This is a genomic window from Alteraurantiacibacter lauratis (assembly GCF_037154155.1).
GTDB classification, from domain to species: domain Bacteria; phylum Pseudomonadota; class Alphaproteobacteria; order Sphingomonadales; family Sphingomonadaceae; genus Alteraurantiacibacter; species Alteraurantiacibacter lauratis.
The window spans coordinates 1-13,736 of record NZ_JBANRN010000011.1; the positions used below are offsets into that span (position 1 = coordinate 1).

Annotated in this window: 14 protein-coding genes and 1 other annotated feature; of the genes, 6 read left to right on the forward strand and 8 right to left on the reverse strand. The window is 62.4% G+C overall.

Annotated features, from left to right (window positions below):
- Positions 1–66: 66 nt before the first annotated feature.
- Entirely contained in the window at positions 67–585 is a 519-nt protein-coding gene (locus WFP39_RS15240) for an AAA family ATPase (RefSeq protein ID WP_377923277.1), read from the reverse strand.
- 144 nt (positions 586–729) lie between these two features.
- Here WFP39_RS15240 and WFP39_RS10655 point away from each other — a divergent pair, with 144 nt between their 5' ends.
- Positions 730–1,068 carry a hypothetical protein gene (locus WFP39_RS10655; protein ID WP_336919548.1) on the forward strand — a complete coding sequence of 113 codons (339 nt, stop codon included), beginning with the start codon at positions 730–732 and terminating at the stop codon, positions 1,066–1,068.
- Between the two features lie 183 nt (positions 1,069–1,251).
- Complete coding sequence (locus WFP39_RS10660) at positions 1,252–1,863, forward strand: hypothetical protein (protein ID WP_336919550.1); 612 nt, start codon at positions 1,252–1,254, stop codon at positions 1,861–1,863.
- A gap of 179 nt (positions 1,864–2,042) precedes the next feature.
- Here WFP39_RS10660 and WFP39_RS10665 read toward each other — a convergent pair whose 3' ends face one another.
- The 3 genes from WFP39_RS10665 to WFP39_RS10675 form a co-directional block, all read right to left on the reverse strand.
- Positions 2,043–2,621 carry a septal ring lytic transglycosylase RlpA family protein gene (locus tag WFP39_RS10665; RefSeq protein ID WP_336919552.1) on the reverse strand — a complete coding sequence of 193 codons (579 nt, stop codon included), beginning with the start codon at positions 2,619–2,621 and terminating at the stop codon, positions 2,043–2,045.
- A 729-nt stretch (positions 2,622–3,350) separates the two neighbouring features.
- On the reverse strand, positions 3,351–4,571 hold the full coding sequence (locus WFP39_RS10670) for an argininosuccinate synthase (RefSeq protein WP_336919553.1): 1,221 nt from the start codon (positions 4,569–4,571) through the stop codon (positions 3,351–3,353).
- A 75-nt stretch (positions 4,572–4,646) separates the two neighbouring features.
- Positions 4,647–5,903 carry a cyclopropane-fatty-acyl-phospholipid synthase family protein gene (locus WFP39_RS10675; protein WP_336919555.1) on the reverse strand — a complete coding sequence of 419 codons (1,257 nt, stop codon included), beginning with the start codon at positions 5,901–5,903 and terminating at the stop codon, positions 4,647–4,649.
- Between the two features lie 212 nt (positions 5,904–6,115).
- Positions 6,116–6,169 (forward strand) — a sequence feature (sul1 is cis-regulatory element that is thought to sense ions involved in sulfur or methionine metabolism; They are found in Alphaproteobacteria).
- 98 nt (positions 6,170–6,267) lie between these two features.
- Between WFP39_RS10675 and WFP39_RS10680 the strand changes: the two genes are divergently transcribed.
- The 3 genes from WFP39_RS10680 to WFP39_RS10690 are packed head-to-tail and all read left to right on the forward strand — an operon-like array spanning position 6,268 to position 8,960.
- Complete coding sequence (locus WFP39_RS10680) at positions 6,268–7,752, forward strand: SulP family inorganic anion transporter (RefSeq protein ID WP_336919557.1); 1,485 nt, start codon at positions 6,268–6,270, stop codon at positions 7,750–7,752.
- Between the two features lie 13 nt (positions 7,753–7,765).
- On the forward strand, positions 7,766–8,617 hold the full coding sequence (locus WFP39_RS10685; protein ID WP_336919558.1) for a universal stress protein: 852 nt from the start codon (positions 7,766–7,768) through the stop codon (positions 8,615–8,617).
- A 1-nt stretch (position 8,618) separates the two neighbouring features.
- Positions 8,619–8,960 carry a TraR/DksA family transcriptional regulator gene (locus tag WFP39_RS10690; protein ID WP_336919560.1) on the forward strand — a complete coding sequence of 114 codons (342 nt, stop codon included), beginning with the start codon at positions 8,619–8,621 and terminating at the stop codon, positions 8,958–8,960.
- A 15-nt stretch (positions 8,961–8,975) separates the two neighbouring features.
- Here WFP39_RS10690 and WFP39_RS10695 read toward each other — a convergent pair whose 3' ends face one another.
- The 3 genes from WFP39_RS10695 to WFP39_RS10705 form a co-directional block, all read right to left on the reverse strand.
- Positions 8,976–10,298, reverse strand: a complete 1,323-nt coding sequence (locus tag WFP39_RS10695) for a cyclopropane-fatty-acyl-phospholipid synthase family protein (RefSeq protein WP_336919562.1) — start codon at positions 10,296–10,298, stop codon at positions 8,976–8,978.
- Between the two features lie 90 nt (positions 10,299–10,388).
- Positions 10,389–11,132, reverse strand: coding sequence for a molybdopterin-dependent oxidoreductase (locus WFP39_RS10700; RefSeq protein WP_336919563.1), 744 nt, complete (start codon positions 11,130–11,132; stop codon positions 10,389–10,391).
- The gene (locus tag WFP39_RS10705) at positions 11,119–11,871 is read right to left on the reverse strand and encodes a cytochrome b/b6 domain-containing protein (protein ID WP_336919564.1); all 753 of its coding nucleotides are present in this window, start codon (positions 11,869–11,871) and stop codon (positions 11,119–11,121) included. Before WFP39_RS10705 ends, WFP39_RS10700 begins: the two co-directional genes overlap by 14 nt.
- A gap of 121 nt (positions 11,872–11,992) precedes the next feature.
- On the opposite strand from WFP39_RS10705, the gene WFP39_RS10710 reads away from it, so the two are divergent.
- Positions 11,993–12,826: a LysR family transcriptional regulator gene (locus WFP39_RS10710; protein WP_336919565.1), complete on the forward strand. Its 834-nt coding sequence runs from the start codon at positions 11,993–11,995 to the stop codon at positions 12,824–12,826.
- A gap of 85 nt (positions 12,827–12,911) precedes the next feature.
- Here WFP39_RS10710 and WFP39_RS10715 read toward each other — a convergent pair whose 3' ends face one another.
- A complete protein-coding gene (locus WFP39_RS10715) occupies positions 12,912–13,691 on the reverse strand; it encodes an SDR family oxidoreductase (protein WP_336919566.1) in 780 nt (259 codons plus the stop codon).
- Positions 13,692–13,736: the final 45 nt, after the last annotated feature.

The window sequence follows — 13,736 nt, forward strand, 5'->3', positions numbered from 1 at the left end:
GTCTCCTGCTTCAGCGGAGACACTCTGAATCAATACACGCACTGAATTTCAAGAGGCTGATTGGGTTTAGACCCTAGAGGAGTTTCTTAGCCCTTGAGACTCGTCCTGAACCAGAGTGTCATGTAGATCTGCGAGCAGATCAGAGAAAATATCTCTGCTTCTTACGGCAGGTATGTAATGAAATCGGATTTTATTCAGAAACCTGCCCATCGTTGTACTTGGGATATCTTCTGAATAGCTGTCTTGAGGTTTGTCCTCGTATCTATTCCATGTGCGCTTGAGCGCAAATTGAGGAGGAAGGGATCGCCATCCTAGAAAATTATTGAAATGGACTTTTATCCAGATGGTCATGCGGCCCTTGGCAGATCGAGCCTCATTTTCACGATCACGATTTAGGTCTCTCAAAAATTCAAAATCGCTATGAGGTTCGACCTCATCATTGAAAAAAAGATTTAGAGCTTTGAGGAGATTCGATTTACCTGAGTCATTTGATCCAGTGATTACATTTACATCTTGACAATTCGTCAAAGATATTGAGTAAATTGATCGAAAATAATTTATATCTACCCGATCAATGATCTGCATCTGAATTCCTCCGCGTGTGAACGACAATCTTCGTGGTTTGATATGTGCTGTTGGTCAAGGGGATGGGGTTTGTTACCCCCTTTCCTACACCCCCCAATCCATACCTCTCTCGCAGCCAAACCCCTTTGCGCTGCGAGGCCATCCATGTCCGTTTCCCCCTATTCCCTCCCCGTCACGCCGGTCGCTTCCCAAGAGCATGTCACCTTTCACCGCGCCTGGGTGGGCCATGTCGACGCTGGCCGCATCGGCGCTGCGATAAACCGGCCTGCCGCTCCGCTGCTTGAGGCCGAGACGCCCGCATCCAACCCCCTTACGCCTGCCGAGGATACGCTCACCCGCGTTGCGCGGATGGAGATCGCGGTTTTGGGGCGGCTTTCGCCTGCGGTGCGCGCTCTGGTGGAGGAGCGGGCGCAGGCGGCGCGGATGGCGGCGCGGCGCGCGGAGCAGGTGGCCATGCTGCGGCAGGCAGCGGCGGCAGGGTAGGGGCTGCTCCCTCACTTGGCCCTCAAGCGCCCCTACCGCCCGCTCGATAACCCCCCCCTAACTGCTGTCCCTGCGGGACGTCTGCGACTCCCCCGCACGGGGAGGGGGACTTGGTGGTGCCTCACTCCCTCTGTGCCTCTGCGCCCCTGTGAGCGCCCACTCCCGAAAAAAGGATCACCCTCCATGCCGACCGAATCCGAAACCCCCGCCACCAAACTCCCCGCCAAGGCCCGGCCTGTGCGCCGCAACGAATGGACACGCGGCAAGATGGTGACTTTCCTGCGCGAACTGGCCGCCACGCAGAGCGTCTCACACGCCGCGCGCGCGGTGGGGATGAGCCGGGCGAGCGCCTATGCCTTGCGCAACCGGCTGAAGAAGACGCCGTTTGACCTCGGCTGGGAAGTCGCGCTGGAAATGGGCTTTGGCCAATTGGCGCAGGCGGTGATGGACCGCGCGCTGAACGGGGTGGAGGAGCAGCGCTTCTACCACGGCGAGCTGGTGGGCACGGTGCGCCGGTTCGACAATCGGCTGGCGCAATGGGTGCTGGCCAATCCGTGGCGTGTGGGGCGCAACCAGATGGCGCGCGAATACACCTCCGATGCGTTCGAACGGCTGCTGGAGCGGATCGAGAGCGCGGGTCTTGCGTGGGAACCGGAGGAGCCGGTGCCGGGGCGCGAGGTCGATCTGTTTGCCGACCGCGACGCGGCGGAGGAGGCCGAGGCGCGCTTTGCCCGGTCAGAAAGCTGGTATGCCGCGCAGGCGGAGGAGGAAATGAAGCGCGGCAGCCGTGGATGATTGTGGCGCATGATTGTTGCGCGAAGGTGTAAGAAGATTTTTGCTTTTTCGCTGTGTCGTCTGTGCGGGAATTGCTGAAAAAGGGGATGAAAATCAGCCGGTTACACCTTGTTGCGAAGTGGACGCAGAGTCCAGCGTGTCAAGGTCGTGTTGGATTTGGGGGAGGGCGGGAAGGGCGATCAGTCTTCCAGCAGCTCCAGCTCCACCGTGCCGTGGCCTGCGCGGACAAGGCCCAGCTCCTCGGCGGCGGCGCGGCTGACATCGATCAGGCGGCCACGCGTGAACGGTCCGCGGTCGGTGATGCGCACCACGACAGAGGCGCCGTTGGCGGGGTTGGTCACCCGCACGCGCGAGCCGAAGGGCAGGGTGCGGTGCGCGGCGGTGAGCGCGCGGTTGTCGAAGCGCTCCCCGCTGGCGGTGCGCTGGCCGTGGAACCGGTCGGCGTAGAAGCTGGCAATGCCAGAGCCGAGCGGGGTGCCGAGCGGGGTGGCGGCGGGGGCTTCGGCAACGGGCAGGTCAGCTTGCGGGATGGCGAGGGCTGCCTGCTCGGAGGGCTGGAAGGTCGGGCCATGCTCCGCCGTGGTGGGCTGGCTGGCGGCGACAGGCACAGCCATCGCGCTGGCAGCGACCGCATCGGGCGCGGTCTGCGCCCGGCCCGCATCGGCCAGCGTCAGGCCCAGCGCCAAGCTGGCGGCAAGGCCAAGGGCGATGCGCGTGATCGCGCGGCCACTGGCAAGGGAGGGTTTGAGGCCCGTCATGGGGGTGCCTTTAGGCGGCGGAGGTGCAGGATGCCATAAGGCGCGCTTCATCCTGCCCCTTTCCGGCCACAATTGGCCGCATTCCGGGGGAGAATCGGGGCTGTGTGTTGGGCTTCGACAAGGGAGAGTGCCGAAACGGAAATGGGGCCGGCATTGCTGCCGACCCCACTCTCACCGGCGTGTGGGCCTCGCTGCTGCGAAACACTTCACGCCCGGCCTTCGCGGCTTGGCAAGCCATGCCGCATCATCGCCCGGCGCTCGCGCCGGTGCCGGATTGACCTTTAGGCCGGGTATGGTCGGCGGACCTTTCCCTTGCCCTTGGGGCTCTCCGCGACCGGTGCCTTGCGGTCCTGCCACCTTGGCGTGGCCTTCACCCTGGCGGTGGTGGCCTTTGCATCGGGGGCCGGGGCTTCAACTCCGGTCGTTGTCAAGGGTAAGCGCGGTTACGAAGCTTGCAGAATGCCGGTATGTCCCTCTCAGGCGCATCCCTGCTGTCCTACAGGCGCCGCAATGTGCTTTGCCCTTGTCTCGTCAGCTGTTGCGGGCGCCGGTTCCTTCCGATTGCCGGAGCAATCTTTCGGTCGGCGTACCGTTTCGGCTTCCGATATGTGGAGAATGCGCCTGCGATCTGAGTCGAGCAAGGTGGCAGCGTTGCACTTATCCACTTTTGCCAAAATGGCCAGTGGACAAGGGTGGATAAGTCAACGCTTCACCGCAAGGCAGGGCAATTCAGCGCTTGCGGTCGCGGCTGGCGAGCAGCCGCAGGCGCAAGGCGTTCAGCTTGATGAAGCCCGCCGCATCCTTCTGGTCATAGGCGCCGGCATCGTCTTCGAAGGTGACATGCGCCTCGGAATACAGCGAATGGGGCGACTTGCGGCCGACCACGCTGGCAAGGCCCTTGTAAAGCTTCAGGCGCACCGTTCCGGTGACCTTGGCTTGGCTGTGGTCGATCGCGGCCTGCAGCATCTCGCGCTCCGGGCTGAACCAGAAGCCGTTGTAGATGAGTTCGGCATAGCGCGGCATCAGCTCGTCCTTGAGATGGGCGGCGCCGCGGTCGAGCGTGATCTGTTCGATGCCGCGATGGGCGCGGGCATAGATCTCGCCGCCGGGGGTCTCGTACATCCCCCGGCTCTTCATGCCGACGAAGCGATTCTCGACAAGGTCCAGCCGGCCAATGCCGTGCTTGCGGCCAAGGTCGTTGAGGGCAGCCAGCAGGGTCGCCGGACTCATCGCCTCGCCGTTCAGCGCCACGCCATCGCCGCGTTCAAATTCGATGGTGATGTATTCGGGCTGGTCTGGCGCGTCTTCCGGGTTGACCGTGCGCGAGTAGACATAGTCGGGTGTCTCTTCCCACGGATCTTCCAGCACCTTGCCTTCGGACGAGGTGTGGAGCAGGTTCGCATCGGTGGAGAAGGGGCTTTCGCCGCGCTTGTCTTTGGGCACCATGATCTGGTGCGCTTCGGCCCAGGCGATCAGCGCGGTGCGGCTGGTCAGATCCCATTCGCGCCACGGGGCGATCACCTTGATATCGGGATCGAGCGCATAGGCCGACAGTTCGAAGCGCACCTGATCGTTGCCTTTGCCGGTTGCGCCGTGGGCAATGGCATCGGCGCCGGTTGCGTGCGCGATTTCGACCAGCCGTTTGGAGATCAGCGGGCGGGCGATGGAGGTGCCCAGCAAGTAGTCGCCTTCATAGCGGGCATTGGCGCGCATCATCGGAAAGACGAAGTCGCGCACGAACTCCTCGCGCAGGTCTTCGATGAAGATGTGCTCATCCGGAATGCCCATCGCGCGCGCCTTGGTGCGGGCGGGTTCAATCTCCTCGCCCTGGCCCAGATCGGCGGTGAAGGTCACGACCTCCAACCCGCGCTCCACGGAGAGCCACTTGGCGATGACGCTGGTGTCGAGGCCGCCGGAATAGGCAAGGACAACACGCTTGATATCGGACATGGCAGCAGGCACTCCGCTAGGGTATCAACAGTCGGGCGGGCGGCTAGCAGGCGCAAGCCTCGCGTGCAACGGTTGCTAGCAGTGCGAAAGCAGACTTGCCTCCGACTCCTCGATGTAGCCCCGCGTCAGCGGCAAGGCATGACGGTTCCTCACATATTGGATCTGGTAATTGCACATCGCGCCGCATTCAAAACTGGTTGCGGCTCCCGCCAGATAGAAGGTCCAGAGCCGGAAGAACCGCTCGTCGAACAGCGCCACGATCTCGTCGCGATGGGCCAGCGTCCGGGTATACCAGTGACGGATGGTCTTGGCGTAATGCAGCCGCAGCATCTCCACATCGGCCGCGATCAGCCGCACTTTCTCGCTCGCCGCCACGGTTTCCGACAGCGCCGGGATATAGCCGCCGGGGAAGATCCACTTGTCGGTGAACGCATCGGTGCGCCCCGGCCCGCCCATCCGGCCAATCGTGTGGAGCAGCATCACGCCGTCATCCTTGAGCATCGTGGCGCAGGCGCGGAAGAAGGTTTCGAACTGCGGCACGCCGACATGCTCGAACATGCCGACCGACACGATCCGGTCGTATTGCACTTCGCGGGCGGCCAGATCGCGGTAATCGACCAGCTCGAAAGTGACCTTGTCGGCCACACCTGCCGCTGTCGCCCTCTCGTGGGCGAGGGCGAGCTGTTCCTGCGACAGCGTAATACCGTGCACGGTCACGCCGGCGCGGCTCGCCAGGAAAATCGCCATCCCGCCCCAGCCACAGCCAATATCGAGCACGCGAAGGCCCGGCTCCAGCTTCAGCTTGGCGGCGATATGCGCCAGCTTGGCCTCCTGCGCCTGCTCCAGCGTCATGTTGTCGCGCGGGAAGTAGGCACAGGAATATTGCATGTGATCGGCATCGAGCATCAGCCGGTAAAGCGCATTGCCGATATCATAGTGGTGCGCGACATTGCGACGCGACGAACCTGGCTTGTTCACCGCACGGATCGCGGCCTTCACCTTGCCGGTCAGCGCGCGCAAGGGGCTGGGCGGGGCGAGGCGGCCCTTCTTCTCCCACGGGTTGTTGGCCCGCACGAGCGACAGGAAATCCATGATGTCGCCGCCCTCCACGCTGAAGCGGCCATCCATATAGGCCTCCCCCAGGCCCAGCCGCGGATCGAGCAGCACATCGCGCGCGACGCGGGTATCGGCAAGGCGCAAGGCAAGGTCAGGAAAGCCCGGTGTAGGTGTGCCATGCGTGGTGCTGGTGCCACTGGCATGGTGCAGCGTGATTGTGCCCTGGGTGAGCAGGCGGGCAACGAGCTTGTCGAGCAGCTTTTCGGACGAAGTCATCCTGCCAGCCTAGGGCAGAGCGCGGTGGGTTTCTACCCGCATACTGAGCGGCGAGCTGATCGCACCATGGGGGTGTCTGGTCGATTGGTCCTCTCACCATTGCAGCAGCGCGGCCTGTATGCGTTCAGCACTGGTGGCCTGTTGAACGGGCAGCCACCGGCATTCTCGCACTTGCAGCATTGCCCATGCACTGCTAATCGCCGCGCCATTCCACCGGACCCGGCCAAGCCGGGTGGCTCGGCCCGGCGCCTATCCCCGGGACAACCTTTCCTGACCGGCATTCATGCATCACATCGTTATCGCCGCGCCGTTCCGGCGCCGATACGGGCAGGCCGGTCGTGCATTGTGCAGTCAGGTTTTTTGCATGTTCGATCTTTCCGTGCTGCGGCGCGAATGGTTTTCCAATCCCCGGCGGGACATCCTTGCCGGGATCGTTGTGGCGCTGGCGTTGATTCCCGAGGCGATTGGCTTCTCGATCATCGCGGGGGTCGATCCGCGCGTGGGGCTGTATGCCTCATTCTCTATCGCTGTGATTATATCGCTGGTGGGTGGGCGGCCCGGCATGATTTCAGCCGCGACGGCTGCCATTGCTGTCCTTATTCTGCCTCTCGTGCGCGATCACGGGGTTGAGTACCTTTTTGCCGCCACCGTGTTGATGGGCTTGATCCAGTTAATCGCAGGCTTCCTGCGGCTCCATCTGCTGATGCAATATGTCTCGCGCTCGGTTATCACCGGCTTTGTCAACGCGCTGGCGATCCTGATCTTCATGGCGCAATTACCTGAATTGATTGGCGTCCCGGTGCTGACCTATGCGCTGGTCGCCGGCGGCCTCGCGATCATTTATCTGTTTCCCTACCTGACACGGGCTGTGCCTTCGCCATTGGTCGCGATCGCCGTGCTGACGGCGTTGGCCTTCTATGCCGGGTTCGATGTGCGCACGGTGGGCGATATGGGGCAATTGCCGGACTCGCTGCCCAGCTTTCTGATCCCCGACGTCCCCTTCACGCTGGAAACCTTGCAGATTATCCTGCCCTATTCGGCAACGATGGCGGCCGTCGGCCTGCTCGAATCGATGATGACCGCACAGATCGTGGACGACTTGACCGACACGCCTTCAAACAAGCAGCGCGAGATGAAGGGGCAGGGGATTGCCAATTTCGTTACAGGCTTCTTCGGCGGCATGGGCGGCTGCGCGATGATCGGGCAATCGGTTATCAACGTGAAATCGGGCGGCGAGACGCGCCTGTCGACCTTTGTGTCGGGCGTTTTCTTGCTGTTCCTTATTGTCGTCTTGGGGCCAGTCGTGGCCATTATTCCGATGGCGGCGCTGGTGGCGGTGATGGTCATGGTGTCGATCGGCACTTTCTCGTGGCGCTCGATCCGCGACATCCGCCATCATCCGTGGCAGTCCTCGGTGGTGATGATTGCGACGGTGATCATCACAGTCTGGACGCACGACCTGGCGCAAGGCGTGGGTGCAGGGGTGATCTTGTCCGGCCTGTTCTTTGCCAGCAAGGTCAAGCGCATCTTCAGCGTGGAATCGCAGCTGTCGCAGGATGGGCTGACGCGCCACTACCGCGTATCGGGGCAGGTGTTCTTCGCCAGTTCAGAAAGCTTTGTGGATGCCTTCGATTTCAAGGAAGTGCTCGACCGGGTGGTGATCGACGTGTCCCAAGCGCATTTCTGGGATATTTCGGCGGTCGGAACGCTCGACAAGGCGATTATGAAATTCCGGCGCGAAGGCACCGACGTCAAGGTGGTCGGCCTCAACGAAGCCAGCGCCTCCATGATTGATCGCTATGCCCTACACGACAAGCCGGGCGCCCAAGAGCAGCTTGGCGCGCATTGAGAGGAGCAAGCCAATGGAACACGTCCTCGCCTGTATCGACGCATCGAGCTACGCTGACAGCGTCTGTGATCTGGCCGCCTGGGCTTCGAAGCGCCTCGCCATGCCGGTTGAACTTCTCCATGTGGTCCAGCGCAGCGATGCGGTGGCCGCGCGCGGCGACCTATCCGGGGCTATTGGCCTCGGGGTCAAATCCAGCCTGATGGAGGAACTCGTCAATCTGGAAGCGGCGGACGCACGGCTCAAGATCGAAAGGGGCCGCCTTTTGCTGGCAGCGGGCGAAAAGCGACTGCGCGAGAAGGGCGCCTTCGATGTGCGCACCTTGCACCGCCACGGTGGTATCGTCGAAACCATTCTTGAGCGCGAGCAAGATGCGCGAGTTGTCGTGATCGGCAAGCGCGGCGCCGGCCATGAATATGCGACCGGCCATATCGGATCGAAACTGGAACGGGTGGTACGCGGCAGCGCCAAGCCGGTGCTGGTCGCCCCGCGCGAATATGCCGAGCCGCGCCGCATCGTCTTTGCCTATGACGCCAGCCCCGCTGCGCAGCGGGCGCTTGGCCGCCTGGTGGAATCGCCGTTGTTTGCGGCAATTCCTGTTAACATCGTGATGGCTGACAGCGACAACGAGGCCCACCGACGCGCGCTGAGCGACGCCGCCGCGCAGCTGGACGACGGGCGTGAGGTCACGATGACGCTGGAAAGCGGCAAACCCGAAAACATCATCACTCGCGTTGTCGGGCAGACCCAGGGGGCGATGCTGGTAATGGGCGCTTATGGCCACTCACCCATCCGCACGCTGATAGTTGGCAGCACGACCACCGCCATGATCCGCACAACGCACGTGCCGGTGCTGCTGGTGCGCTGACATGGCGATCGATTGTGCCGCGTTTCGCGAACTGTTGGAGCGCAGGCTCGCAGAGATCGCGGAGGAGGATCGCCTGAGTGCGGGCGATCGCGGCCCGGTCGCCCTCGATCAGGAGAGCGTCGGCCGACTTTCACGGATCGACGCCATGCAAATGCAGGCGATGGCGCTTGCCCAGCAACGCCGTCGCGCAACCGAGCGCATTGCCATTCATTCAGCCCTTGAGCGAATTGAAGGCGGCGAATTTGGCTTTTGCCTGTCCTGCGGAGACGCAATTGCCGAAGCGCGGCTGCGGCTCAATCCGACTGTGGTTAAATGCCTGGGGTGCGCTTCGAGCCCCGATTAAGCCAGACCTGCTGCTCTATTCCGCCGCCTGTTTCAGCGCGGGGTCAAGGTGCCAGACGGGCGGTTCCTCCGCCGCGCGCAGGCGGGCGCTTTCCTCGTAGACATATTCGCCCGTCATTGGGATTGCGGCGCGATCCTTCACATACTGGATCTGCCAATTGACCAGCGTGCCGTTGCGGAAAGACTGCTCCGCCCCCGCCAGATAGAACAGCCACATCTTGTAGAACTGTTCGTCATACATTTCGGTGATTTCCTCGCGGTGCATCACGGTGCGCTTGTACCATTCTTCCAGCGTGTAGGAGTAGTGGAAGCGCATCGCCTCCACATCCATCACTTGCCAGCCATAGCGTTCGGACTGGGTCACCAGCTCGCTCAGCGCCGGGATATAGCCGCCGGGGAAGATGTATTTTCGCGTCCAGGCATCGGTAAAGCCGGGAGGGCCAGCACGCCCGCAGCAATGGCTGAACATCACCCCATCAGGGGCGAGCAGCTTGTTCGTGTGCTCGAAGAATTGCGGATAATGCGGCGTGCCCACATGTTCCAGCAGGCCGACCGAGCTGATCCGGTCGAACGTGCCTTCGACATCGCGGTAATCCATCAGCGCGAACTTGACCTTGTCGTCCACCCCGGCGGCTTTCGCGCGTTCCTTGCAGAAGGCGATCTGATCGGGCGCCAGCGCCACGCCCAGCACTTCGCAGCCGTAATGCTTGTTGAGGTAGAGCGCAAAGCCGCCCCAGCCGCAGCCGATATCGAGCACGCGCATCGGCCGGTCCATTTCGCGCGCCTTCTGCATATACAGCTTGGCCGCCATATGCGCCTTCTTGTCGCGCTGCGCCTGTTCCAGGCTGGTCTTGGCCGGGTCCGCATCGCGGTAATAGGCCATGGTGTATTGCCGGTCCTCGTCGAGGAACAGCTCGTACAGGCGGCGGGTGAGGTTATAGGTATGTTCGGCGTTTTTGCGCGCCTTGCCTTTCAGATTGATCGAATCCGCCTTGGCTGCGGCCTTCTGAATCAGGCGCTTTACCGGCCCCTGCGGTTGCAACGCCTTGTCCCCGATCGCCTTGGACTGGGCGGTGACGAACAGGATCATGTCGCGGATATCGTGCGGCGGCTCCACTTCCAGCCAGCCCCACATGAATGCCTCGCCAGCGCCCACCTGCGGATAGCGGGCGATGTGGTTGGCGGCTTTAGAATTGGTCAGACGGATGCGAATGGGCGCGTCGCCGCTTTCCGCAGTGCCGCCGCCGGGGCCATATTGGTAGACCTTGCCATCATGGTCGGTGATGATCAGCTGCCCTGCGCGGATCAGCTTGCGCAGCATCTTGTCCAAAAGCCACATGGCCGGTTCCGTCTCCCTCCTGTTGGTTCCGGCTGCAAGGTTTGCAGGGTGACGGGAACGAGTCAATGCAGGGGCGGGTGCGGGTGCCGGTCAGATTCCTGCATACCATTGGTAGCCGTTGTGATCCTCCCAATAGCCGCCTTTGCCAAGTCCGATGCCGTCGAGACTGGCGACCAATTCGATGCCGGTCAGATATTTGGGATGCTTGTAACCCAATTGCCGTTCGATCCGCATACGCAGGGGCGCGCCATTGCGTTCAGGAAGCGGCCGGCCATTCAACAGATGCGCGATAATTGTCTGCGGGTGCATGGCATCATCCATGTCGCAGCTTTCGTAATAGGGGCCGCTGCGCAGGGCATCGGCGCAGCGAAAGACGGCAAAGCGCGCCCCGGACTTCACGCCTGCCAGTGCGAGGACTTCGGACAATTGCGGCCCGGTCCATTCGCCGATCGCGCTCCACCCCTCTACACAATCGTGCCGGGTGATCTGCGTGCGCTGCGGCAGGGCGCGCAGATCGTCGAGCGAGAGCGACAGCGGGGTTTCGACAAGGCCCGTTATGGCAAGACGCCAATCGACAAAGCCGGTGTCGCGTGCGGCGTTGTATTCGGGCGTGCCGACTTGGGTTGTGCCATTGCCGCGAAAGAAAGGGCTGATATCGGCGCTGGTGTATTCGGGCGCCATGGTAATCCGGCCCATGCCAAGTGCGCGATGGATGCCGCGGTGCCAGTTTTCCGCTCCGTCCACCAGCGCACCGAACAGGCGGCTTTCGTCCACCTTGTTGCACCCGGCGAGGAAGGCCGCGCCCGCCGCGACCAGAAAGTTACGCCGCCGCATCGTCTTGCCCTCCGAAAATCATGTCGCGCAAGTGTTTTGCGGGGCCGGACAGCAGCACCAGCGCCACATGCAGCAGCAGGAACGCCATCAGCGCCCATGCGCAGATAAAGTGGATCGACCGCGCACTCTGCCGCCCGCCGAATATGTCGAGCAGCCACGGTGCCGCCGCGTTCATGCCGGGGCTGATTGCCATGCCGGTGAAGATCATCAGCGGAAGGAGCAGGAAGATCACCTTGGAATAGGCGACCTTTTGCAAGAAATTGAAATTGGCCCCGGCGTGATCGAATTGCAGGCGCAGATGGGCGGCAATGTCTGCGCGAATATTGGTAATCCGCCATTCCGAAATGCGCGTGAACAGGTCGCGCACGAAATGCCCGTTTGCCAGCGACACCGCCATGTAAAGCGTCAGGTTCAGCGCGAACACCCAGGCGAACAGCACGTGCCAGTCGCGCGCAATCGCCAGGCTGTAGTAATCGGGAATCGTCATCCATCCCGGAAAGCGCGGCACCGCCAGCCAGGCCTGATCGGGCGAAAATCCCCACTTGCCCCAATAAAGATAGCGGTGCGCGTTCGAGATGTTCAGGCCGGACATGAACAGGATCACCACGCTGGCAAGGTTCACCCAGTGCCAGATGCGCGTTGCAAGCGCGTGCCGCTTGCGCGGTTTCCGGCCGGTCGAGGCATTTTCGTCTTCGGAAACAGCGGCTTGATCCCGAATTGCAGATGCATCCGTGGCCATTTCAACCCCTTCTGGCCTTTTCAGCGGCAGCCCGATAGCGGCACGCACCGCCAACTATACTTATTCATGCCGCGAAGATAAGCTGGCAGATGCGAATAAAACCTATTCGATGGGCGCATCAATGATCGCCGAATGGATGCAAACCTTTGTGGCCGTGGCCGAAGCCGGCAGTTTCTCCGCCGCAGCCCACAGCCTGGGCGTGACGCAATCGACCGTGTCCAAGCAGGTGGCCGCGCTCGAAAGCCATCTCGAAGCCCGCCTTTTCCAGCGCACTACCCGGTCGCTGACGCTGACCGAGGAAGGGCAGAGATTCTACGATGCTGCCAAACAGGCGCTGGCGGCGATTGACGAGGCCAAGGCGCTGATCAGCGCTGCGCCGCAGGCCAAGGGACTCGTGCACGTGACCTGTCCGCAATCCCTGGCGGAGCGCAAGGTGGCGGCGATGGTCAAGCAGTTCCTCGATTGCCACCCCGGCATTTCCGTCGAACTGGTCATTTCCGACCGGGCGCTCAATCTTGTGTCCGACAATCTGGATATGGGCATCCGCGTAGGGCAATTGGTGGATTCGCAATTGATCGCGCGGCGTATCGGCGTGGCCCGGCGGATGCTGGCCGCATCGCCGGACTATCTGGCGCGTGCGGGGGTGCCTGTTATCCCGGCTGACCTGAAAGATCATGATTGTGTGCTGTTTTCGTTGCTGGGCGCAGGCAATGAATGGCACTTCACCGGCGGGCGCAGCGTTCGCGTGAACGGGCGCCTGCGCGCCAATTGCCCCAGCACGCTGCGCGCCGCCGCGCTGGCGGGGGCGGGCATTGTGCAAAGCGCACGCTGGCTGTTCGAGGACGATCTTGCGACAGGTCGCTTGCTGCCGGTCCTGCCGGATTTTGAACCTGAACCCATGCCCATCCATGCCGTGCTTCCCAGCGGGCACCATATCTCGGCTCGCACACGGTAATTTCTGGATTTCCTCGCTGCGTGCTTTGCGCAAGACCCCCTGTGCCGGCCCGGTTGATCCGGAAAGCGATCATTTCCCGCCCGTATCAGCCCGCACCGGCATCTCCCGACCGGGCCAGATACAGCACATCGCGCGGCTGCGACAGCAGGTGCTGGCCGGAATCGATGTAGAGTGCCTGTCCGCTTGCGAGCGGAGCGGTAGCGAGGAACAGCGCGGCATTGGCAATTTCGTCCGCGCCGGTGCGGCGGGCGAGCGGGTTCATGCGATGCGAAATCTCGGCTTCCGCGTCGGTCTGGTCATGGCTGGGCAGGATCGCGCCGGGAGCAAGGCGATATACCCTGTCCGCGCCCCTGCACGACATCCCCAGCATGACCGCGGCCGCATCGGCGGCGTGCTTGCTCATCGTATAGCTGAAGAAGTCCGGATTGGGATTGCGCAGCTTCTGGTCGGTTAGCTGAATCACGCGCCGACCCGCCTTGCTGCGTGCCTGGGCAAGAAAGGCCTGCGCCATGCGCACCGGGGTAACCGCGTTCACCGCCATCGCTTCGGCATTCACAAGCGGGTCGAGCGCGTCGAAGCGGTCTTCGGCAAAGGTGGAGGCGTTGTTCACCAGCACGCGCCAATCGGGCAGGCGGGCGGCTAGCGCCTCCACCATCGCCACTGCCGCATCGCCATCGGCCAGATCGCATTGCACCGTCTCGGCCGAAGGAAGCGCCCGTGCCAGCCCCTTTGCCGCTGCACCCGACGCGCGGTAATGCAGCACCACATGCCAGCCCGCCTCGCCAAAGGCACGGGCGATGGCAGCCCCCAATCGGTGGGCAGCGCCGGTGACCAATACCGATTTTTCGTGGGGCTCCAGAGACATATGTCTTTCCGTCATAGCCTCCAGACACGCGCTGGCGACAGCTCA